Origin of the sequence: Kitasatospora sp. NPDC087315 (assembly GCF_044744345.1) — a bacterium.
In the GTDB taxonomy this organism is placed as follows: domain Bacteria; phylum Actinomycetota; class Actinomycetes; order Streptomycetales; family Streptomycetaceae; genus Kitasatospora.
In genome coordinates this window covers 14,881-36,536 of record NZ_JBIUYD010000007.1, presented here as the reverse complement: position 1 = coordinate 36,536, position 21,656 = coordinate 14,881, and the positions used below count along the sequence as shown (strand labels likewise).

At 72.8% G+C, this 21,656-nt stretch carries 20 protein-coding genes and 1 tRNA gene; 10 read left to right on the top strand and 11 right to left on the bottom strand.

The window, feature by feature from the left end; all coding sequences use genetic code 11:
* Positions 1–25 precede the first annotated feature (25 nt).
* The 5 genes from ACIO5D_RS11885 to ACIO5D_RS11865 all read right to left on the bottom strand — a co-directional run bounded on the left by ACIO5D_RS11885 (position 26) and on the right by ACIO5D_RS11865 (position 2,750).
* Positions 26–847, bottom strand: a complete 822-nt coding sequence (locus ACIO5D_RS11885; RefSeq protein ID WP_400794887.1) for an MBL fold metallo-hydrolase — start codon at positions 845–847, stop codon at positions 26–28.
* Positions 844–1,020 (bottom strand): hypothetical protein, encoded by a 177-nt coding sequence (locus ACIO5D_RS11880; RefSeq protein ID WP_363604071.1) that lies wholly within the window; start codon positions 1,018–1,020, stop codon positions 844–846. Before ACIO5D_RS11880 ends, ACIO5D_RS11885 begins: the two co-directional genes overlap by 4 nt.
* Before the next feature lie 143 nt (positions 1,021–1,163).
* On the bottom strand, positions 1,164–2,033 hold the full coding sequence (locus tag ACIO5D_RS11875) for an NUDIX hydrolase (RefSeq protein WP_400794885.1): 870 nt from the start codon (positions 2,031–2,033) through the stop codon (positions 1,164–1,166).
* A 91-nt stretch (positions 2,034–2,124) separates the two neighbouring features.
* Positions 2,125–2,595 carry a RidA family protein gene (locus tag ACIO5D_RS11870; RefSeq protein WP_363604067.1) on the bottom strand — a complete coding sequence of 157 codons (471 nt, stop codon included), beginning with the start codon at positions 2,593–2,595 and terminating at the stop codon, positions 2,125–2,127.
* Positions 2,592–2,750, bottom strand: coding sequence for a DUF4177 domain-containing protein (locus ACIO5D_RS11865; protein ID WP_158835332.1), 159 nt, complete (start codon positions 2,748–2,750; stop codon positions 2,592–2,594). Before ACIO5D_RS11865 ends, ACIO5D_RS11870 begins: the two co-directional genes overlap by 4 nt.
* Positions 2,751–2,978: 228 nt before the next feature.
* On the opposite strand from ACIO5D_RS11865, the gene ACIO5D_RS11860 reads away from it, so the two are divergent.
* Complete coding sequence (locus ACIO5D_RS11860) at positions 2,979–4,049, top strand: ArsA-related P-loop ATPase (protein ID WP_363604066.1); 1,071 nt, start codon at positions 2,979–2,981, stop codon at positions 4,047–4,049.
* Positions 4,046–5,215 (top strand): ArsA family ATPase, encoded by a 1,170-nt coding sequence (locus tag ACIO5D_RS11855; protein ID WP_363604065.1) that lies wholly within the window; start codon positions 4,046–4,048, stop codon positions 5,213–5,215. Before ACIO5D_RS11860 ends, ACIO5D_RS11855 begins: the two co-directional genes overlap by 4 nt.
* Positions 5,216–5,336: 121 nt before the next feature.
* On the opposite strand, the gene ACIO5D_RS11850 is transcribed toward ACIO5D_RS11855, so the two are convergent.
* On the bottom strand, positions 5,337–5,660 hold the full coding sequence (locus tag ACIO5D_RS11850; RefSeq protein ID WP_030240986.1) for a WhiB family transcriptional regulator: 324 nt from the start codon (positions 5,658–5,660) through the stop codon (positions 5,337–5,339).
* Between the two features lie 422 nt (positions 5,661–6,082).
* Here ACIO5D_RS11850 and ACIO5D_RS11845 point away from each other — a divergent pair, with 422 nt between their 5' ends.
* Positions 6,083–8,497, top strand: a complete 2,415-nt coding sequence (locus ACIO5D_RS11845; RefSeq protein ID WP_400794883.1) for a transglycosylase domain-containing protein — start codon at positions 6,083–6,085, stop codon at positions 8,495–8,497.
* 222 nt (positions 8,498–8,719) lie between these two features.
* Here the strand turns inward: ACIO5D_RS11845 and ACIO5D_RS11840 are convergent, their stop codons facing one another.
* Complete coding sequence (locus ACIO5D_RS11840; RefSeq protein WP_363604063.1) at positions 8,720–9,172, bottom strand: GatB/YqeY domain-containing protein; 453 nt, start codon at positions 9,170–9,172, stop codon at positions 8,720–8,722.
* 276 nt (positions 9,173–9,448) lie between these two features.
* On the opposite strand from ACIO5D_RS11840, the gene ACIO5D_RS11835 reads away from it, so the two are divergent.
* The 3 genes from ACIO5D_RS11835 to ACIO5D_RS11825 all read left to right on the top strand — a co-directional run bounded on the left by ACIO5D_RS11835 (position 9,449) and on the right by ACIO5D_RS11825 (position 11,582).
* Positions 9,449–10,390 (top strand): metallophosphoesterase, encoded by a 942-nt coding sequence (locus tag ACIO5D_RS11835; RefSeq protein ID WP_363604062.1) that lies wholly within the window; start codon positions 9,449–9,451, stop codon positions 10,388–10,390.
* A gap of 100 nt (positions 10,391–10,490) precedes the next feature.
* Positions 10,491–10,564: transfer RNA gene (locus ACIO5D_RS11830), tRNA-Pro, on the top strand.
* A gap of 439 nt (positions 10,565–11,003) precedes the next feature.
* Complete coding sequence (locus tag ACIO5D_RS11825) at positions 11,004–11,582, top strand: DUF5994 family protein (protein ID WP_400794881.1); 579 nt, start codon at positions 11,004–11,006, stop codon at positions 11,580–11,582.
* 34 nt (positions 11,583–11,616) lie between these two features.
* On the opposite strand, the gene ACIO5D_RS11820 is transcribed toward ACIO5D_RS11825, so the two are convergent.
* From ACIO5D_RS11820 to ACIO5D_RS11810, 3 genes are all read right to left on the bottom strand, one after another.
* A complete protein-coding gene (locus ACIO5D_RS11820; RefSeq protein WP_363604059.1) occupies positions 11,617–11,868 on the bottom strand; it encodes a hypothetical protein in 252 nt (83 codons plus the stop codon).
* Positions 11,869–11,955: 87 nt separating this feature from the next.
* Positions 11,956–12,201, bottom strand: coding sequence for a hypothetical protein (locus ACIO5D_RS11815; protein WP_400794879.1), 246 nt, complete (start codon positions 12,199–12,201; stop codon positions 11,956–11,958).
* 68 nt (positions 12,202–12,269) lie between these two features.
* A complete protein-coding gene (locus ACIO5D_RS11810; protein WP_363604056.1) occupies positions 12,270–12,761 on the bottom strand; it encodes a DUF5994 family protein in 492 nt (163 codons plus the stop codon).
* A gap of 400 nt (positions 12,762–13,161) precedes the next feature.
* Here ACIO5D_RS11810 and ACIO5D_RS11805 point away from each other — a divergent pair, with 400 nt between their 5' ends.
* Entirely contained in the window at positions 13,162–14,256 is a 1,095-nt protein-coding gene (locus tag ACIO5D_RS11805) for a hypothetical protein (RefSeq protein ID WP_400653417.1), read from the top strand.
* 374 nt (positions 14,257–14,630) lie between these two features.
* On the opposite strand, the gene ACIO5D_RS11800 is transcribed toward ACIO5D_RS11805, so the two are convergent.
* On the bottom strand, positions 14,631–17,405 hold the full coding sequence (locus ACIO5D_RS11800) for an AAA family ATPase (RefSeq protein ID WP_400794877.1): 2,775 nt from the start codon (positions 17,403–17,405) through the stop codon (positions 14,631–14,633).
* 218 nt (positions 17,406–17,623) lie between these two features.
* On the opposite strand from ACIO5D_RS11800, the gene ACIO5D_RS11795 reads away from it, so the two are divergent.
* From ACIO5D_RS11795 to ACIO5D_RS11785, 3 genes are all read left to right on the top strand, one after another.
* On the top strand, positions 17,624–18,001 hold the full coding sequence (locus ACIO5D_RS11795) for a nuclear transport factor 2 family protein (RefSeq protein ID WP_363604051.1): 378 nt from the start codon (positions 17,624–17,626) through the stop codon (positions 17,999–18,001).
* Positions 18,002–18,128: 127 nt separating this feature from the next.
* Positions 18,129–19,541: an MFS transporter gene (locus ACIO5D_RS11790; RefSeq protein ID WP_363604049.1), complete on the top strand. Its 1,413-nt coding sequence runs from the start codon at positions 18,129–18,131 to the stop codon at positions 19,539–19,541.
* Between the two features lie 149 nt (positions 19,542–19,690).
* Positions 19,691–21,592, top strand: coding sequence for a S9 family peptidase (locus tag ACIO5D_RS11785; RefSeq protein WP_400653409.1), 1,902 nt, complete (start codon positions 19,691–19,693; stop codon positions 21,590–21,592).
* Positions 21,593–21,656: the final 64 nt, after the last annotated feature.

Genomic DNA, 21,656 nt, shown 5'->3' with positions numbered 1-21,656 from the left:
AGGTACCCGGCGGCAGGTGCGCGGCTCAGATCAGCCCGTGCTCCTCCAGGTACTGGAGCTGGGCCAGGACCGACAGCTCGGCGGCCGGCCAGAGCGACCGGTCCACGTCGGCGTAGACCCGGGCCACCACCTCGGGCGCGGTCCGGCAGCCGGCCTCCACGGCGGTCTCCACCTGGGCGAGGCGGTTGGCCCGGTGGGCGAGGTAGTAGTCGACGGCGCCGAGCGCGTCCGCGAGCACCGGCCCGTGGCCGGGCAGAACGGTCCGCACGCCGTGCTCGGAGGCCATGGTGTGCAGGCGGCGCAGCGAGTCCAGATAGTCGCCGAGCCGGCCGTCGGGGTGGGCGACCATCGTGGTGCCGCGCCCGAGGACGGTGTCGCCGGTGAGGATCGCGCCGTCGACGGGCAGGTGGAAGGTCAGCGAGTCCGAGGTGTGACCGGGGGTGGCGACCACCCGCAGGTCGAGACCGCCGATGTCCAGGCGCTGCCCGTGGGTCAGGCCCTCCGAGCCCAGCCGGTGTGCCGGGTCCAGGGCGCGGACCTCGGTACGGGTCAGCTCGGCGAAGCGGGCGGCGCCCTCGGAGTGGTCGGCGTGGCCGTGGGTGAGCAGGGTGAGCGCGACGCGCTTGCCCTGCTGTTCGACGGTGTCGATCACCCGGCGCAGATGGCCCTCGTCGAGCGGGCCGGGGTCGACGACCACCGCGAGGTCCGAACCGGGCTCGGAGAGCAGCCAGGTGTTGGTGCCGTCCAGCGTCATCGGCGACGGGTTCGGCGCCAGCACGCAGAGCGCCCGGGGGGTGGCCTCGCCGCCGATGCCGGCGGCGGGGTCACCCGGGAGGAGACCGCTCACCGGCCGCCCCCGCCGGTCCGGACGATCGCGCGCGGCGGCATCGGCCTGAGCAGGTCGCGCAAGCCCGGGGCATGGTCCTCGCCGATCCCGGCGTCGAAGGCGAGGGTGCGGGGGATCAGGCTGCGGGCGGGCATCTCGCGTGCCGTCCGGCGAGCCACGTCGTTGTGGTTCATCGGGCGAGGTCCTCTCTGTTCATCGGATTGTCGTAGTTCATCGAGTTGTCGGACTGATCGGATTCTGCAGGTCTTCGGTGTTCGCGGTGCACGGCCTCCGCGGGCTCCCGGCGCTCCGGCGCCCAGGGCCACCGGCGCTCCGGCTACTGGGCGCGCTCGGGGAACTCTCCATCGATGGTCAGCTCTTCATACCCCGACCATCGAACGGTCATTCGATCACCCCGGACCTCGGCCCGGCCGAGGACCGGTTCCAGCGACCTGCCCCCGGCCGCCGCCAGGGCCTCGGCGGCACTGCGCGCCGGCAGCAGCTCGCGCAGCACCGTGACAGTCGGCGGCAGCATGCCGTAGCGGCCCTGCTCATAGCCCTCGACGGCCTCGGCCGGCGAGAGCCAGGCGACCTTGTCGGCCTCGCCGACCTCCAGCGCCGCGCGCTGCCCCGGCGGCAGGGCGGCCACGAAGAACCAGGTGTCGTACCGACGCTCCTCGAACTCCGGGGTGATCCACCGGGCCCAGCCGGCCAGCAGATCGCTGCGGAGCAGCAGGCCGTGCTCGCGGAGGAAGTCGGCGAAGGAGAGCTCGTGGGCCTCCAGCGCGGCGCGCTCGGCGCTCCAGTCACGCGGTTCGGCGGTGCCGGCGGTGTCCGGGCCGGCCAGCAGGACGCCGACCTCCTCGAAGGTCTCGCGGACGGCGGCACAGACCACCGCCTGCGCGGTCCGGGCGTCCGTGCCGAGCCGCCGCGCCCACTCCTGCGGGCCCGGGCCGGCCCAGCCGAGTTCGGCCTCGGCGTCGCGCGGATCCACCCCGCCGCCCGGGTAGGCGTACATGCCTGCGGCGAAGGCCATCGAGGTGCGTCGGCGCAGCAGGTACGCCTCCGGCCCGGTGGCCTCGTCCCGCAGCAGCACCACGGTGGCGGACGGCTTGGGCACCGGCGGGGTCAGCTCGCCGGACTCGACCGCCCGGATCCGGGCAGGCCAGCCGGGCGGCATCGGGAGCGTCGTTGCTCGATGGTCCATGCCCGGATGCTAAGCGCCCGGGGGTGGGGTTGGACAGGGCCGGCCGCCGCCCGTTCGGCCCAGGGCCCGCCGCCCAACCCCACCGCGACGATCAGGCTCCGGTCCTGACCCGGACCTGCAGCTCGACCTCGACCGGGGCGTCCAGCGGCAGCACCGTCACGCCGACCGCGCTGCGGGCGTGCACACCGGCTTCGCCCAGCACCCGGCCGAGCAGCTCGCTGGCGCCGTTGATGACACCCGGCTGGCCGGTGAAGTCGGCGGCGGAGGCGACGAAGCCGACCACCTTCACGACCCGCTCGATCAGATCCAGGTCGCCGATCACCGACTTCACCGCGGCCAGCGCGTTGAGCGCGCAGATCTGCGCGAGCTCCTTGGCCTCCTCCGGGGTGATCTCGGCACCGACCTTGCCGGTGTTCGGCAGCTTGCCGCCCACCATCGGCAGCTGGCCGGAGGTGAAGACGAACTCGCCCGAACGCAGAGCCGGTACGTAGGCGGCGACCGGCGCGGCCACCGGCGGCAGGGTCAGGCCCAGCTCGGCGAGCTTCTCCTCGACTTTGCTCATGCGCTCTTCTCCCGCTTGAAGTAGGCCACCAGCTGCTCCGGGTTCGGGCCCGGCACGACCTGGACGAGCTCCCAGCCGTCCTCGCCGAAGTTGTCCAGGATCTGCTTGGTGGCGTGCACGAGCAGGGGCGCCGTCATGTATTCCCACTTGGTCATGGCCAGACTCTAGACGAGCGGCCGCGACGAGCGGGGCGGCCCGCAGGCGGGCGTGTGAGGTGGCCCACAAAGCGGGCATGATTCAGGCCTGGCCCCCCTGATGCTCCAGGCATCCGGCGCGGTCCCTGGTTACCCTCGCGGGAGGGCACCAGAGCAGTGTCGGCCTTCGGAACGGCCTTCGCGCCCTCGGAACGGCCCTCGGCCCTCGAAGACGGACGGAGACGGAGCGTGGCACGCACCCCCGGCCAGGCGGCCCGGCGCGATCCCGACTGGGAGGGCGTACGGCTGCACGTGGTCAGTGGCAAGGGCGGCACGGGGAAGACCACCGTGGCCGCCGCGCTGGCGCTGGCCCTCGCCGCCGAGGGCGGACGGGTGCTGCTGATCGAGGTGGAGGGCCGCCAGGGCGTCGCCGAACTGTTCGGGATCTCCGCGCTGCCCTACGAGGAGCGCCGGATCGCCTCCGTCTCCCGCGCCCAGCTGGGACTGCCCGGCGGTGGCGGCGGCGGTGAGGTCTGCGCGCTGGCGATCGACACCGAGCAGGCGCTGCTGGAGTACCTCGACATGTTCTACAAGCTCGGGCGGGCCGGCAAGGCGCTGCAGAAGGTCGGCTTCGTCGACTTCGCGACCACCGTCGCGCCCGGCGTCCGGGACGTGCTGCTGACCGGCAAGGCCTGCGAGGCGGCCCGGCGCAAGGGCCCGGACGGGCGCCGGGCGTACGACGCGATCGTGATGGACGCGCCGCCGACCGGTCGGCTCACCCGCTTCCTGAACGTGAACTCCGAAGTGGCCGGACTGGCCCGGATCGGGCCGATACATACGCAGGCGCAGGCTGTGATGCGGGTGCTGAGATCGCCGGAGACCGCGGTGCACCTGGTCACCCTGCTGGAGGAGATGCCGGTGCAGGAGACGGTCGACGGCTTCGCCGAGCTGCGCGAGGCCGCCCTCCCGGTGGGCGGGGTGATGGTGAACATGGTCCGGCCGCCGGTGCTGGACGCGGCGGCGGTGGCGGCGGTGGACGGGGACCACCGCGAGGAGGTCGCGCTGGCCCTCGGCGAGGCGGGTCTCGGGGGGCGCTCGCGCAAGCCGGAGATCGTCCGGACCGCGGTGGAGCCGCTGCTCGACCCGCTGCTGGCGCAGGCCAGGGAGCACGCCGAGCGGGTGGAGCTGGAGCGCGAGCAGCGCGCCGACCTGCAGCAGTTGAAGCTCCCCACGTACGAACTCCCGCTGCTGGGCGAGGGTGTGGACCTCGGCGGGCTGTACCGGCTGGCGGGCGAACTGAAACGGCAGGGGGCGGCGTGAGCGGCAACGGCGTACAGGGGACGGGCAGCCGGCTCGCGGTGGACGGGCTGATCGACGACCCGAAGACCAGGATCATCGTCTGCTGCGGATCGGGCGGCGTGGGCAAGACCACCACCGCGGCGGCGATCGGCCTGCGGGCGGCCGAACGGGGGCGCAAGGTCGTCGTGCTGACCATCGACCCGGCCCGCCGGCTGGCCCAGTCGATGGGCCTGACCGAGCTGGACAACACCCCCCGGATCGTCAAGGGCGTCACCGGCGAGGGCGAGCTCCAGGCCATGATGCTCGACATGAAGCGGACCTTCGACGAGGTCGTGCTGGCCCACGCCGAGCCCGACCGGGCCAAGGCGATCATGGAGAACCCCTTCTACCAGTCCCTGTCGGCCGGCTTCGCGGGCACGCAGGAGTACATGGCGATGGAGAAGCTCGGCCAGCTGAGGGCGGCCGAGGAGTGGGACCTCATCGTCGTCGACACCCCGCCGTCCCGCTCGGCGCTGGACTTCCTGGACGCGCCGAACCGGCTGGGGTCGTTCCTGGACGGCAAGGTGATCCGCATCCTGACCGCGCCGGCCAAGGTCGGCGGCCGCAGCGCGATGAAGTTCCTCAACGTCGGGATGGGCCTGCTCACCGGCACCCTCGGCAAGATCTTCGGCGCCCAGCTGCTGACCGACGTACAGACCTTCGTCAGCGCGATGGACTCGATGTTCGGCGGCTTCCGCGAGCGCGCGGACCGGACGTACCAGCTGCTCAAGGCGCCGGGCACGGCGTTCCTGGTGGTGGCCGCGCCGGAGCGGGACGCGCTGCGCGAGGCCGCCTACTTCGTCGACCGGCTGGCGGCCGACCGGATGCCGCTGGCGGGTCTGGTGCTCAACCGGGTGCACGGCACCGGCGCTCCGCAGCTCACCGCGGAGCGTGCGCTGGCGGCGGCCGAGGCGCTGGAGGAGAACGGTTCGGAGCACGCCGGTCCCGAGGCCGAGCTGCTCGCGGCCGGGCTGCTGCGACTGCACGCCGAGCGGATGCAGATCATGGGGCGGGAGCGCCGTACCCGCGACCGCTTCGTCTCGGTCTACCCGGACGTGCCGATCGTCGAGGTGGCCGCGCTGCCCGGGGACGTCCACGACCTGGACGGGCTGCGCGTCATCGGTGACCGCCTCAGCGGCGCCGCGTAGTCCCGAGCATCGGGCAGTCCTGAGGCGCCGGGCAGTCCCGAGACACCGGGTGCAGTTCTGCCGCACCGGGCGGCACAGTCCTCACACGCCGGGTATGGTCCGCACCGGGGTGGAGGTGGGATCAGCCCGCCTGGGCGTAGTCGGTCAGTATGACGCCGGTCGCGAGCGACTCCTCGTACTCCGTGCGGGCCGTCTCCAGCAGCCGCCGCCACGAGATCACCGTCGGACGGCGGCGCAGCAGCGCTCTGCGCTCGCGCTCCGTCATCCCGCCCCAGACGCCGAACTCCACGCGGTTGTCCAACGCGTCCGCCAGGCACTCCGTGCGAACGGGGCACCCGCTGCACACCGCCTTGGCGCGATTCTGCGCCGCCCCCTGGACGAACAGTTCGTCCGGATCACTAGTGCGGCAGGCGGCCTGCGCACTCCAGTCATCTACCCAGCCCATGCCGGCGCCGTCCTCTCCCGAATCGAGGCTCCCCCACGGCGGCAACGGCATATTCACCGTTGCCAGTTGAGGACGTTACGGAAGAACGACAGCTTGCAACAGCCCCTTCGTGCCCAATCTCGAATGACCCAATCGGACTATGGGTATCGGTCAGCTCACTCGTTGGAGTGACCGCAGGTCGCATGCCTTGCCAAGTCCATCGCCACCACTCTCGCCACGCACACCATCACAGAGCGCTACCAAGAACAGGCGCACAGCCGGAGACAGCCACCTCAAAACCTGTCCACAGGGAGGCAATTCGGGCAAATCTCATCACTCACAGAGTGATAAATATTGACGCACCGAAGCTGTCGCAAGCTTGTGACAAGCCTAGGCGAACACCTGCCCCTATGTGCGGGATTCCGCGACGTAGGGTTCTCCTCATGGCACCGAAGCGCCCCCAGGCACCCCAGCCCCCAGGCAACACCGGAGCTCCGCGCGGCCAGCGCCGCGGGTCACCGCAGGATCTCGCGGGACACGGAGTGAAGTTCCTGGGCGTCAGCGTGCTCTCCGGAGTCCTGCTGGCCGGCATGGCCCTGCCCGCCGTCGGCGCGCTCGGGCTCACCGCCAAGAACACGGCGGAGAGTTTCGACAACGTCCCGGACGACTTCAAGACCCCGCCGCTCACCCAGGCCACCCAGATCTTCGACGCCAAGGGCGGCCTGATCGCGAAGGTCTACGAGCGCGACCGCACGGTGATCACGGCCGACCAGATGTCGCCCTACATGCGTCAGGCCCAGGTCGACATCGAGGACGCCCGGTTCTACGAGCACGGCGCCGTCGACCTCAAGGGCGTGCTCCGCGCGGTCAGCAAGAACGCCGAGAGCGGCACCACCTCCCAGGGCGCCTCGACGCTGACCCAGCAGTACGTGAAGAACGTCAACGTCGAGAAGGCCGGCGACGACCAGGCCGCCGTCCTGGAGGCGCAGCGCAAGACGCTGGGCCGCAAGATCCAGGAGCTGAAGGTCGCGATCAAGCTGGAGGAGGACCTGACCAAGGATCAGATCCTCACCAACTACCTGAACATCACCTTCTACGGCCACCAGGCCTACGGAGTGGAATCCGCCGCCCAGCGGTACTTCAGCAAGAGCAACAAGGACCTGACCATCGCCGAGGCCGCCACCCTGGCCGGCGTGGTGCAGAACCCCTCCCAGTACGACCCGGTGCGCTACCCCGAGAACACGGTCAAGCGCCGCAACGTGGTGATCGACAAGATGCTTGAGAACAAGCACATCACCGCGGACCAGGCGAAGGAGGCCAAGGCCGCCCCGCTGGGCCTGAAGTACAAGGACCCGCAGAACGGCTGCATCACCGCCCAGGCGGGCATGGGCTTCTTCTGCGACTACGTGCGCCACGTGGTCAAGCAGGACCCGACGTTCGGCAAGACCGCCGCCGACCGCAAGAAGCTCTGGGACACCGGTGGCCTGAACATCTACACCACCCTGGACCCCGACAAGCAGGCCGCCGCCCAGAACGCGGTGACCAAGAAGGTCTACGTCACCGACTCGGTGTCGGCCGCCACCACCATGATGGAGCCGGGCAGCGGCAAGATCCTGGCGATGGCCCAGACCCGCCCGTACGGACTGGACCCGAACAAGAACCAGACCGTCGTCAACCTCAACGTGGACGCGGCGATGGGCGGCGGCAACGGCTTCCAGACCGGCTCGACCTTCAAGCCGATCCTGGCCGCGGCGGCCCTGGAGTCGGGCATGCTGCCCACCCAGTCGTTCCCGTCCGAGAACAAGATCGACTATCCGTCGATGTCCACCTGCTCGGGCACCTGGAAGAACACCGACAAGCCGAAGGCGACGGTGAAGAACGAGAGCGAGAAGGAGATCGGCCCGTACCAGCTCAAGGAGGCCATGGCCCTCTCGGTCAACACCTACTTCGTGCAGATGGAGCAGCAGGTCGGCCTCTGCGCGATGAAGCAGATGGCCAACAAGCTGGGCATCACCCAGTCCTCCAAGGGTGACGCGTTCCAGGAAGTCCCCTCGATGGTCCTCGGCACGCTGGAGCTGAGCCCGCTGACCATGGCGAACGTCTACGCGACCTTCGCCGCACGCGGCAAGTACTGCACCCCGATCGCGATCAACAAGATCACCACGGTGGACGGCAAGGACGTGAAGGTCCCGCAGTCCACCTGCAGCCAGGCCTTCTCCGAGAACACCGCGGACGCCCTCAACACCGTTCTGCTCAACGTGACCGAGAAGGGCACCGCAGCCGACCTTCCCCTCTTCGACGGCCGGCAGATCGCCGGTAAGACCGGTACCACCGACGAGAAGAAGGCCGCCTGGTTCAACGGCTACACGCCGCAGCTCGCCACCGCCGTCTGGCTCGGCGGCCCGGCCGGCGGCGTGAAGATGAAGAACATCAGCATCGGCGGCACGCAGTTCCAGGAGGTGTTCGGTGCCACCGGCCCCGGCCCGATCTGGAAGCTGGCGATGGACCAGGCGCTGAAGGGCACTCCCAAGGAGACCTTCCAGACCATCAGCATCCCGGACCCGCCCAAGACCGACCCGAACGCGAACGCGACTCCCACGTCCGGCGCCAGCCAGCCGGGCGGCGACGCGGCCGCGGCCGGCGGTAACCCGGGTGCCCCGGGTAACCCCGGCAACCCTGGCAACCCCGGCAACCCCGGTGGGGGCCCGGGCGGTAACCCCGGCGGGGGTGGCAACCCCGGTGGGGGCGCCAACAACGCCGGCGGGATGATCGGCGGCGGGTTCACCCTCCCGCCGGGCGTCATCGGCGGGAACAACGGCGGCGGTCGGCACGGCGGCAACAACGGCAACGGCGGCTGAGCAGGCCAGTGGCAACGCCGGAGGGCGCCCCCCCGAATCATCGGGGGGGCGCCCTCCGGCGTTGCGGGCCTCAGCCCTCGCCTGGGGCTGGGGCCCGCCAGGTCGTACTGGACCTGGCTGGGCTGGGCTGGGCTGGGCTGGGCTGGGCTGGGCTGGGCTGAACGAAAACGGTCGGGGACCGGTCGGGCCCGGCCGGGAAAGTCCAGCCCTCCCGCCCCGCCCTCAGCTGAGCGCGGCCTTCACCGCGGCGGCCACCCGGCCACCCTCGGCGAGCCCGTCCACCTTCGGCTTCACCAGCTTCATCACGGCGCCCATGCCCTGCGGCCCGGTCGCCCCGCTCTCGGCGACGGCGGCGGCCACGATCGCCGTCAGCTCCTCGTCGGAGAGCTGCTTGGGCAGGTAGCCCGCCAGCACCTCGCCCTCGGCCCGCTCACGGGCGGCCGAGTCGACCCGGCCCGCCTTGTCGAACGCCTCGGCGGCCTCCCGGCGCTTCTTCGCCTCGCGGGCGAGCACCTTCAGCACCTCGTCGTCGGAGAGCTCCCGCTTCGCCTTGCCCGCCACCTCCTCGCTGGTGACAGCGGAAAGCGTGAGCCGGATGGTGGACGAGCGCAGCTCGTCCCGGTCCTTGATGGCAGCCGTGAGGTCATCCTGCAGCTGCGCCTTCAGCGTGGTCATGGCCCCGAGTCTCCCACCTGCGACGTTCGACCGCCCAGCATTAACGCCCGGGCCCACCGGCACACGACGGATTCTGCCGGGCGCGCCCGCCTCCCGGTCGGTGGTGACATGACTGGCGAGCGGACGCCCGGACCGGCTCACCGACCCCGGCCGGGCGCACCCGCCCCGCGTCGCCCCCGCCGAGCCGTCCGGAGGGGCCGCTTGGAGCAGTGTCCCGTGTCCCCGCGCACCCACCGGACGTTCACCAGCTGATCCGCCGTCTGAGAGCATGGAGCGATGCGACCGCTGTACTCCGTTCCCCTCGGAATCGCCGCCACCGGCGCCGCCTGCCTCGCCTACTCCGCCGGGTACGAGGTCCGTTCCTTCCGGCTCCGCCGGGTCGAGGTCCCCGTCCTGCCCCGGGGCGCCCGGCCCATCCGGGTACTGCAGGTCTCCGACATTCACATGGTGAGCGGACAGGGCAAGAAGCAGCGCTGGCTGCAGAGCCTCGCCGGGCTCCGCCCCGACCTGGTGGTGAACACCGGCGACAACCTCTCCGACCCGCTCGCCGTCCCCGCCACCCTGGACGCGCTCGGGCCGCTGATGGAGTTCCCCGGCGTCTACGTCTTCGGCTCGAACGACTACTACGGCCCGGCCCGCAAGAACCCGGCCCGCTACCTCCAGGCGATGCGCAGCGGCGCCCACGGCATGAACAACCCGGACGGCAGCGCGCGCCGCGGCATCACCGGCGCCGTGCACAACCCCTGGGAGAAGCTGCGGGACGGCTTCGACTCCGCCGGCTGGCTCGACCTCACCAACACCCGGGGCCGGCTGAACCTCGGCGGCCTCGACATCGAGTTCACCGGCCTGGACGACCCGCACATCCGCCGCGACCGCTACAGCGAGGTCAGCGGAGGCCCGTCCGCCGACGCCGACCTCTCGCTCGCCGTCGTGCACGCCCCCTACCTGCGCGTCCTGGACGCCTTCACCGCCGACCGCTACCCGCTGATCCTGGCCGGCCACACCCACGGCGGCCAGCTCTGCGTCCCCTTCTACGGCGCGCTGGTCACCAACTGCGACATCGACGCCAAGCGGGTCAAGGGCCTCTCCACCCACCAGGCCGGCGGCCGCCGCTCCTACCTGCACGTCTCCGCCGGCTGCGGCACCAACCGCTACACCCCCGTCCGCTTCGCCTGCCCGCCCGAGGCCACCCTCCTCACCCTCACCCCACCCCGCTGACCTGCGACGGACGCCCGCCGGGAATCGGATTTCGTCTCTCGGCGAGCGTCCGGTAGAGTTCTACTCGTTGCGAAGGAGACAGAGCAACAAAACGCAGGACCGGGGTGTGGCGCAGCTTGGTAGCGCGCTTCGTTCGGGACGAAGAGGCCGTGGGTTCAAATCCCGCCACCCCGACCCAGGTCAGAGGCCCTATCGGAGAGATCCGACAGGGCCTCTGACGTATGTGCCAGCATGCAAGTACAGCAACTGCTGTGGCTGCTGGCGGCCTTCACCCGCTGTCGGCCCGGCCGCCCTGCGGAGCAGCCGACCTGACAGGGGGTCGATCGGGCGGAGGCCCGGCCCACCCCCTGTCTGTGCGAAGGCGCCCGAGTGGCTGACGGTCCGTCTGCGGCTCTGGGGGCCGATCGCGGCGCCCGTGATCGACGGGACGCCCGCCGGCGCGGCGCTCCGCAGCAAAGTGGTTATCGCGACCATGCCAGGACCGGGCCGGACCGAGAGTAGCCTGGACATCACCGAAGGCACTTCGCATGCCGGCACCGGACACTGGCGTCGTCTCCGGCGAGTGGCAATGCCGGATCCGGCCCCGGGCGGGTCCGGGGACAGGTCCTTGATCATGACTGCGACGCTCGATCGTGCAACGACGCCCGCTGCCCTGGAACCCGCCGTGCGGCTCGCCCTTGCGCCCGACGGCGCGCGGGCCGGACGCCTGGACGGAGCCTGGTGGCCCCGCTCGCGTGATCTTCTTCTCGAACTCCCCTCCCTGGCAGCCGAAATCGACGGGCGGTGGGGACGGATCACCCGGATCACCGTGAATCCCGCGCAGTGGCCCGTCATCCCCCGGCGCATCCCGGTCACGGGGCACACCGTCCATGCGGGCTGGTTCACCACCGAGCAGGACGAGCACACGATCGCGGTCTACTCCTACGCTCCGCGTCGGCTGAACCTGCTGGTCGTCCCGCCGGCGACGGATGCCGTCGTTGCCGCCCGGCTGATGTCCGAGGCGACCGCTCCCGCCAACACCCGGACCGCGAGTGAGCTGCTCGCCGCCGAGGCGGACAGCGGTGCGGCAGGGCAGGAGTTCCGCCCCGACTTCCTGCCGTCGGCCGCCGCGCCGGGCGACGGCCCCGGCGAGGCGGGAAGGCGCGCGGACGTCGCCCGGAGCCGGGCCGCTTCCTGGCCGGTACCGGCGTAGCCCGCGGACCCTCGTCCGGTCGGGGCCTGGCGCGTCACTCGCGTGACCACTCGGTTTCGGCCTGGGGCTCGCCGGTGGGGTCGGGCCCGTCCCAGAGGCGGATCCTGATCGCCCGGGGGCCGGGAGCGGGCCGGGAGAGGGTGCGGACGAGCACGTCCCGCAGGTGGTTGGCCGCCCGCTGGGGCGGTCCGTCGTACTCCAGCGGGTCCGGCAGGGGGGCGTCGTCGTGCCGGGACCAGCGGCCGTCGTCGTCCTGGGTCTCGAGAACCCACCGGTAGCGCGGCATCCTGGCCTCCTGTGACAACGAACCTGCCCCAGGACAGACCGTAAGGTCCGGACCGGGCGACGGCGACCGGTGAACGTCCGGTGCCGGTTAGTACTCGGAGCCGCTTCGCAAGTAGGTGCCCGCGACCTGGAGCCACGCCGAGGCGCTGAAACACGCTTCGACCGCGTGCGGAGTGTCCTCGAAGACGCGCAGGATCCGCAGTACCCCGCTCGGGTGCAGGTCGTACTCGTACGTCGAGCCGTCGGCAGTGTCCTGGTACTGCATGTCCAGCGGCCCCTTCGACGGCTCCGATGGCGACCGGGCGTCGGTCGAGAGTTTCACGTAGACGGACATTTCGCCGCCTCGCCTTTCTGTCTTCGAGGAGTCCGCGTTCAAGGAGTCCGCGGTGGAGACCGTCCCCCTCAGGTCGCTTCGGCCGGAGGCTCGGCGCCGATGCCGGTGGCGATGAGGATCTGTCGGGCCGAGTCGGTACCGTCGGCCTGGACCGCTCGCGTCATCGCGGCAAGGGCCGCTTCCTGGCTCGCCTGCGGGGGGACGACGAGCAGACTGAAATGATCGCGGTCGCCCCGCGTGATGATCACCGTGTCGTCACCCACCGGATACCGGTCGATCCGCACCGACCGGCCGTCGACGACCAAACGGGCCGGGACGTCGTCCCACGCCTCCGCGTCCAGACCAACGCTCGCGACGGGCCCCAGATGCTCGGTGAGCGCGGCGACCAGACCGGGCAACTCGGCGCCGATGTCACGCGAACGAGGCCACCACGCGCCGTCGAGCAGCCCCTCGCGCGACCGCGTGGTCTCCAGGCGCAGCAGCACCGTACCCGGCCTCGCCGACTGCCGGAACCGGTCCGGCAGAAGCCCCGGGTGCGGAGCACCGGATTCGTCCGACATGGCTCGCCACCTATCCGCAGGAGCAGGTCGGGCCTGCTGACGTGGGGGGCGCCCCTTCGGTTGCGGCGGCTCGGGTCGTCCCGATGTCCCCACGCTACTCCGCCCGTGCCGGGCCGGGCCGGCCGCTCGCCCCGTTTCTCCTTCAGGACATGGGAGAGCGCGCACACGACCGCGCGCACACCGTCCTCCGACCGCCGACACGGTCGACTCGGTCGATGAGCTGCTCCTCCCCTGACGTGTTGCCCGCTGCTGTCGCGACCTGAGGGCGGTCGGGTGGGACGGCTGCCGGTGCCGCCGTCACCTGGGTGGCGGCGGGGCCGTTGGGAGGAGTATGAACTCCTTTGCTGAAACGCGGCCCTTCCCTGGCCATCATGGGCCGACGAGCGTGCCGCTTCCGTATGTGGGCCAGCAGATTCAGACCACGCACCTGCAGCGGCTGGACACCGATCGTTGGGATGCGCGGGTGCCGGCCGGGCAGTTGGTGGGGCTTGGCGAAGCCTTCGACGCGGCTGAGCGGTTGGCGGCCAGGCGTGACTTCCTGGCGGGTTCGCCCCAGAACCTGGAGCGGGAACGGGTGCTGCGGGAGCGGCCCGAGGACTACGGGGTCGTCGGGCGGTTGGTGCTCGGCGCCGAGAACGTCCTCTGGGTTCCGGACGGCAGCCGGACCAGCGGCACGGTCCAGCTTCTCGGGCCCGAGTGCATCGACGGGTACCAGCGGATCGCGCTGGTCGCCCGCCTGGCCACGGACCTCTCGCCGGCGCACCTGGACCGGGCGGTGCTCGATGTCCGGATCGTCACCGGACCGGCCCGTGAACAGGCCCGGGCCGAGCACGACCGGGCGTACCTCTACCACCACCCGACCACCGCGCAGGATCTGCTGACCCGCGAGCCGGTGATGTGCCGGCTGGTCAAGCAGTTCGACCGGGACCGGCTCTACTTCCGGCTGCACCGTGGTGAGCGACGTGGTCCCCACCGGACCGGGTACTCCGTCGACGAGGCGACGACGGCTCTCGCGCTGTTCTCCTGCGACGCCCTCCCCGCTCTGGGGCATCTCGCCCTCGACGAGAGCGGGCGTGAGGAGATCTGGTGGGAGCCGTCCGCGCCGGCGTTCCGGGCACTGTTCAACCAGAAGACGCAGGCGACCGGCGTCCGCATCGCCATCATGATCCGTCGGACCGTTCACCGTGTGCTCGCGGAGATGAGCCGCGTCCGGTCGGACCGGCACTGGCACTTGCTGGAGGACGCGCCCGACCTCGTGGTCTGGGCGGTTGCCCGCAACCTGCCGATCGATCGGCTGCATGACGATGAACGGGCACCTGACGCCCCGGCATGGGAGCGCATCCACGACCACGAGGTGCCCGAGCTGACCCGCCGGACAGCCGAGCGGCTGGTCAAGGGCTACCTGAAGGTGCGCCCGAAGGGGGTGCACCGGAAGTCGGAGGTCGGGGAGCTCTCCAAGTGGCACGAGATCCTCCAGGCGGCCAAGGTGATCTGAGCCCCTGAGGGGCCGCCGGGAACGCGCAGTCCACCGCTGTCGCCGTAGGTGCCGATCTTCGCCAGTCCGCCGACCGGTTCGGCGGTGAGCGGCACGGAGGGGCGGACGGGCGGGACGTAGTGCGGCCGGCTCAGGGTGGGCACGACGGACCTGGAGCACCGCGAAGGCGGCCAGGGCGACCGCCATGGCGTCTGCGCCCGGACGTGTGCCTGGTGGACACCAGGATGCCGGGACCGGACGGTACCGACGTCACCCGCGCCCTGGCCGGCCCCGGTGGCTCGGGGTCCGCAACCGGGTGGAGATCGCCGCCTGGGCCTGGGAGAGCCGGCTCATGGACTCCACGGAGCCGCAGGCCGACGGATGGCCTGCGGCGTTCAGAGCAGGGCCGGGAGGTCGGCGCGGGAGGTGATGCCGAGCTTGGGGTAGGCCTTGTAGAGGTGGTGGCCGACCGTGCGGGGGCTGAGGAAGAGCTGGGCGGCGATGTCCCGGTTGGTGAGGCCCTGGGCGGCGAGCCGGACGATCTGGAGTTCCTGCGGGGTGAGGGTGGTGAGAGGGGAGCCGTCGGTCGGCGGGGTGGGCGCGGTGGTGCCGGTGGCGGTGAGTTCGGTGCGGGCGCGGTCGGCCCAGGGGCGGGCGGCGAGGCGCTCGAAGGTCTCCAGGGCGGCCCGCAGATAGGGGCGGGCGTCGGTGCGGCGGCGTTCGCGGCGCAGCCACTCGCCGTAGAGGAGGGCGGTGCGGGCCTGTTCGAAGGGGCGGTGGGTGCCGTCGTGGAGGCGGAGGGCGGCGCGATAGGCGGCTTCGGCGAGTTCGTCCGGGCCGAGCAGGGCCTGGCAGCGCAGCCGTAGCGCCTCGGCCCAGGGCTGGGCGGCGGCGCCGGCCCAGCGGGCGAAGCGCTCGTACGGCTCCGCGGCACGCTCGGGGGTACCGAGGCGGACGGCGGCCTCGGCCAGGTCGGGGACGGCTCGGGTGGCGCTGACATGGTGCCGGTAGCGGCCGGTGGTGAGGGCTCGGAGGCGGTCGGCGGCGCCGGCGGCCCGGCCCTGGCCGAGGTCGAGAACGGCGAGCGCCCACTGGGCCCAGGGCTCGCCGGGGGCGGGGGCGGCGGACCGCGGTGCGGTGGTGAGGGCGGTGGCGGTGCGGGCGGCGCACTCCTCGGCGGCGCCGCCGAGTGCGGCCAGGAAGCCGAGCAGGGCGCTGAGCTGGCTGACCCACTGGTGCTGGCCGGTGTCCCGGGCAAGGGCCAGCGCCTCGGTGGCGGTCACCTCGGCGTCACGGTGGCGGCCGTGGAAGAGCTCCGCCTCGGCGAGGAAGAACTGGAGGGTGGGCAGCACCCCGATGGTGCCCTTGGCCCTGGCCTCGGCGATGAGTTCGCCCGCGAGTTCGATGGTCTCGGCGTCCCGGCCGAGGACGAGGGTCACGCCGCAGAGCTGCACGAGGTCGCTCGGGGTCTCGGCACCGGCCCGGCGGGCCACGGCCGCGGTGTCCCTGGCGGCGGGCAGCGGCGGCGCGGGGTGGCCCAGGGCGGGAAGGACGGCGGCCGGCAGATGGCGGGCTAGCGGGGTGAGCGGGTCGCCCTCGGCGAGCGGGAGCCGGGCCAGCCGGTCGAGGACGACGGCCACCGGCTCCTCGCCGACGTACCAGGCGGTGTGAAAGGCCTGGAGGAGCATGCGGGCCGCGTGCGGCGCCTCGATGTCGGTACCGGCGGCGTCCAGCAGCAGCCGGTAGGCGGTGGGGTAGGAGCCGCGCCAGAAGTGCGCGGTGGCCCGGACCTGGTCGAGCAGGGCGTGGGCGAAGGGGTTGTCGGTCCGGGCTCCGGCCCGGTCGGCGAGCGCCTCGGCCTGTGCCAGCTTGCCCTCCTCGGTGGCGGCTTCGGCGGCGAGCACCAGGCGGCGGGTGGCGCCGTCGCGGTCGGGGGTGAGTCGGGCGGCGCGCTCGTACGCGGCGGCGGCGCCACCGTGGCCGCCCCGGGCCTCGGCCCGTACGGCGGTGCGTTCCAGCGCGTCGGCGAGGTCGGCGTCGGGGGCGGTGGCGGCGAGGGCGAGGTGCCAGGTGCGGCGGTCGCCGTCCTCCAGCGCCTCACCGATCGCCCGATGAGCCGTCAGTCGCTGCTGGAGCGGCGCCCGTTGGAGGATGGCGGCGCGCAGCAACGGGTGCCGGAAGGCCAGTCGGCGGTCGGCGGTGGTGGTGACCAGGCCCGACTCCTCGGCGGGCGCGAGGTGTTCGGCGGTCGCCCCGAGGACGGCGGCGGCCGGGAGAATGACGTCCAGGTCGCCGTTCTCCTCGGCGGCGGCGACCAGCAGCAGGTTCTGGGTGGCCGGCGGCAGGCCGGTGACCTGGCCGTGGAAGGCGATCTGCAGGCGACTGGTGAGCGGCAGGACGCCGGGGGTACCGGTCGCGGTGGCGGCGGCGCCCGCTCCGGCTCCGGCGGTGGCGGACTCGCAAAGGGCGATGGGGAGTTCGGTGAGGGCCAGCGGGTTGCCGGCGGCCTCGGCGAGCAGCCGTCGCCGGACCTCGCCGGGGAGTTCCGGCCCGGCGCGGGAGGCGAGGAGTCGGGCCGCGTCCGGCTCGTCGAGGCCGGACAGCCGGAGCTCGGGCAGACCGGCAACCGGGAACGCCTCACCGGGGCCGCCCGGCGGGCCAACGTCCCGGGCGGCCAGCAGCAGGACGACTCCTTCCGCCTGGAGCCGACGGGCGGCGAGCAGCAGCGCGTCGAGGGATGCCCGGTCCAGCCACTGTGCGTCGTCCACCACGCACAACAGCGGCTGTTCGGAGGAGAGTTCGGCCAGCAGGCCAAGGGTGGCAAGGCCGGTGAGCAGCCGGTCGGCGGGCACGGTGGCGGCCTCGCTGAGCCCGAATGCGGCCTCCAGTGACCGGCGTTGCGGTCCCGGCAGAGCGGGGAGCCGGTCCAGGCCAGCCGCAAGCAGCAGACTGAGCCCGGCGAAGGGGAGTTCGGCCTCGCACTCGACGCCGGTGGCCCGGATCACCCGGAACGCGTCACCCGCCGCCGCGACCGCGTGGTCCAGCAGCGCGGTCTTGCCGATGCCCGGCTCGCCCCGCAGCACCAGCACCCCGCTGCGGCCGCCCCGCGCCCCGTCGAGCAGCCCGTCCACGGCGGTCTGCTCCCGCTCCCTGCCGTACAGCGTCCCCATCCCCCGACCCTACCGATCCGGCCGCCGGCCCGCCCCTGGCCGGTCTGCTCGCCCACCCGCCCGCCGACAGCGCACCGGCAGGCCACCGGCCAGGTACGTACGCCGCTACCTATGCGTGACGGATTCGGCCGCCCCGCGATCTCCGTACCGTCATGACCAGCGGGACCGAGCAGCGGGGAAGGCCCGCCGAACCACCCCGCAGGACAAGGGAGATGACCATGAACGACATCCAGCCGGCCGACCTCCAGCAGCTTGCCGGGCGCTACGTCGCCACCTGGAACGAGACCGACCCGGCCACCCGCCGCAAGCTGATCGACGAGCTGTGGGCGGAGGACGGCAGCTACACCGACCCGCTGGCGGCGGTCACCGGCCGGGACGGCGTCGACGCCCTGATCGGCGCGGCCCAGGAGCAGTTCCCCGGCCTGGAGTTCACCCTCGGACCGGTCGACGCCCACCACAACATCGCCCGGTTCACCTGGAACCTCGGACCGGCCGGGGCGGAGGCCCTGGTGATCGGCTTCGACGTGCTGGTCGCCGGGCCGGACGGCCGGATCGCCTCGGTGCACGGCTTCCTGGACCGCGTGCCGGGCGCCTGAGCCATCGCGGACGGCGGGGGCGGACACACCCGGTCCGCCCCCGCGCCACGGGCCCCAAAGACAAAACGCCCCGCCCGCGACCGGCGCCCGACTCCCCCGAGGAGAAACCGAGTGAGGAGAAACCGAGATGAGCACCGCCCTGCGCACCCGGCCGGTCACCGGGGACAACCCGGCCCCCTCCCCCAGGGGCCTGCTGCCGGTGGTCCTGACCGCCACCTTCATGACCGCCCTCGACGCCTTCGTGGTCAACGTCGCCATACCGTCCGTCCAGGCCGATCTCGGAGCCGGACCGGCCGCTGTCCAGTGGGTCGTCGCCGGCTTCGGCCTGGCGCTCGCGGCCGGCCTGGTCACCGCGGGGCGGCTCGGCGACCGCTACGGACGGCGCCGGGTGTTCGCCCTCGGCCTGGCCCTGTTCACGCTCGCCTCGGCGGGCTGCGGCCTGGCCCCGACGGCCTCCGCCCTGGTCGGCGCCCGGGTGGTCCAGGGCCTGGCGGCCGCGTTGATGGGCCCGCAGGTGCTGGCGATCCTGCGGACGGCGTTCAGTGGCGCGGCGCAGGCCCGGGCGTTCGCGAGGTACGGGCTGACCATGGGCCTCGGTGCGGTGTTCGGCCAGCTGATCGGCGGCGCGCTGATCCGGGCGGACCTCTTCGGCCTGGACTGGCGCAGCTGCTTCCTGATCAACCTGCCGGTCGGCCTCACCGCCCTCGCGCTGGTCCGCCGCTGTCTGCCGGAGTCGCGCTCCCCGCACCGGCCCGGCCTGGACCCGGTGGGCGTGCTGCTGATCACCGTCGCGCTGACCGCTCTGGTGCTGCCCCTGATCCAGGGCCGCGAGGAGGGCTGGCCGCGGTGGACCTGGCTCTGCCTGGGCGGCGCGGCCGCGCTGCTGGCCGCCTTCGCCGCGCACCAGCACCGGTCCCGTGGCACCGGCTCGCCGCTGGTCGACACCCGGCTCTTCCGGACCAGGTCCTTCGGTGCCGGTCTGCTCGCCCAGCTCGCCTTCTGGCTCGGGCAGGCGTCGTTCTTCCTGGTGCTCGCCCTGCACCTGCAGCTGGGACGCGGTCTGGACGCGCTCGGGGCCGGTCTGGTGTTCACCGCGATCGGCGTCGGCTACCTGCTCACCTCCACCACCGCGCACCGCTTCGCCGCCCGCCTCGGCCGCCAGGCGGTCGCGCTCGGCGGGCTGCTGATGACCGCCGGGCTGGGCCTGCTGGGCCTCGCCGCGTACGGCGGCGGGACGACCGGCAGCGTCTGGTGGCTGGCGCCCGGCCTGTTCGTGGACGGCCTCGGGATGGGTCTGGTGATCGCCCCGGTCACCTCCGTCGTCCTGGCCGGGGTCGAGCCGCGGCTGGCCGGTTCGGCGGCCGGGGTGCTGTCGACCGTCCAGCAGGTCGCCGGGGCGCTCGGGATCGCGCTGATCGGCATCGTCTACTACGGCACCGGGGACCCGGTCGCGGCTTTCGGCCGGAGCGTGGGGGCGCTGGCGGTGCTGGAGCTGCTGCTGGTGGGCCTGGTGCAGTTGCTGCCCCGCCGGGCGGGCTGACCCGCCGCCCGGGGAGCGCACGGTCCTCGGGGAGCACACGGTCCTCGGGGAGCGCACGGTCCTCGGGGAGCGCGGTCGGGCCCGGCCGGGCACCGGTCGGGCCCACCCGCCCGTTCCGTTCACTCCCCCCGATCGGGTTGGATGGACGGATGAGCGAGGAGAAGAGCGCCGTACCGGCGTGGGAGCAGCGGTTCAGGGCAGCACGCGTCTCACTGCCGGACTGGGCCGAGGACGCCCCCGAGCGGGCACTGTACGTGTCCAACGCGACCGGCACCTACGAGGTCTACGCCTGGGACCGCGCGACCGACACCCACCGCCGGGTCACCGACCGGTCGAACGGCACCACCGACGCCGAACTGTCCCCCGACGGAGCCTGGGTGTGGTGGTTCGACGACCATGACGGCGACGAGTTCGGCATCTGGCGCCGCCAGCCCTTCGCCGGGCGTCCGGGCGGCGAGGACGGCCCCGACGAGGAGGCCGTGCCGGGCCTCGCCCCTTCGTACTCGGCGGGCCTGGCGCTCGGCCGGGACGGCACGGTCGTGGTCGGCCGCTCCACCGACGAGCAGGGCACCACGCTGCACCTGCGCCGCCCGGGCGCGGCCGAGGCGGTCGAGATCTACCGGCACGAGGAGTACGGCGGCGTCGGCGACCTCAGCTACGACAGCTCCCTGCTCGCCATCGACCACACCGAGCACGGCGACGCCATGCACGCGGCGATCCGGGTCGTGCGGCTCTCCGACGGTGCGACCGTCGCCGAGCTGGACGAGGTCACCGGCCGTGAGGACCCGCGCGGGGTCGCCTGCCTCGGCTTCGCGCCGGTGGACGGCGACACCCGGCTGCTGGTCGCCCACCAGCGCACCGGCCGCTGGGAGCCGATGATCTGGGACGTCGCGACCGGCGCCGAGACCGCGCTGCCGCTGCGCGACGAGCACGGGCGCGAGCTGCCCGGCGACGTCTCGGCGCAGTGGCGCCCCGGCGCGCGGGCGCTGCTGGTCGAGCACGAGTACGAGGCGCGCAGCGAGCTGTTCTCGTACGACCTCACCGACGGGGTGCTGACCCGTCTGGACACCCCGCGCGGCACGGTCGGCGGCGCGACCGCCCGCCCCGACGGCACCGTGGAGTTCCTCTGGTCGTCCGCCGCCGAGCCGTCCGCCGTCCGCTCCACCGCCGGAACGGTGGTGCTGCGGGCGCCCGGCGCGGTGCCGCCCGGCTCGGTGCCGGTCGAGGACGTCTGGGTGGACGGACCGGGCGGGCGGGTGCACGCCCTGGTGCAGCGACCGGCCGGCACGGGCCCGTTCCCGACCGTCTTCGACATCCACGGCGGGCCGACCCACCACGACAGCGACTCCTTCGCCGCCGGCCCGGCCGCCTGGCTGGACCACGGCTTCGCGGTGGTCCGGGTCAACTACCGCGGCTCCACCGGCTACGGCCAGGCCTGGACGGACGCGCTGCGCGAGCGGGTCGGCCTGATCGAGCTGGAGGACATCGCCGCCGTCCGCGCCTGGGCGGTGGACAGCGGGCTCGCCGACCCGGCCCGGCTGGTGCTCACCGGCGGCTCCTGGGGCGGCTACCTCACCCTGCTCGGCATCGGCGTGCAGCCGGAGAACTGGACGCTCGGCGTCGCCGCCGTGCCCGTCGCGGACTACCTGACGGCGTACGACGACGAGATGGAGGCGCTGAAGTCGCTGGACCGCACGCTCTTCGGCGGAACGCCGGAGGAGGTGCCCGAGCGCTGGACGGCCTCGTCGCCGCTGACGTACGTGGAGCAGGTGCGGGTACCGGTCTACATCAGCGCCGGGGTGAACGACCCGCGCTGCCCGATCCGGCAGATCGAGAACTACGTCGAGCGGCTGGAGCGGCTGGGCAGGCCGCACGAGGTCTACCGGTACGACGCCGGGCACGGCTCGCTGGTGGTGGAGGAGCGGATCAAGCAGCTGCGGCTGGAGATCGACTTCGTGCGACGGCACCTCGGCGGAACGGGCGGCGGGGCCGGAGGCGGACAGGACCAGGATCAGGACCAGGCCGGGGCGGCCGACGGGGGGAACGGGTGAGACGTCTGCTGACGCTCATGGGGGTGGGGGTGGCCGGGGCGCTCGTGCTCACCGGCTGCTCGGG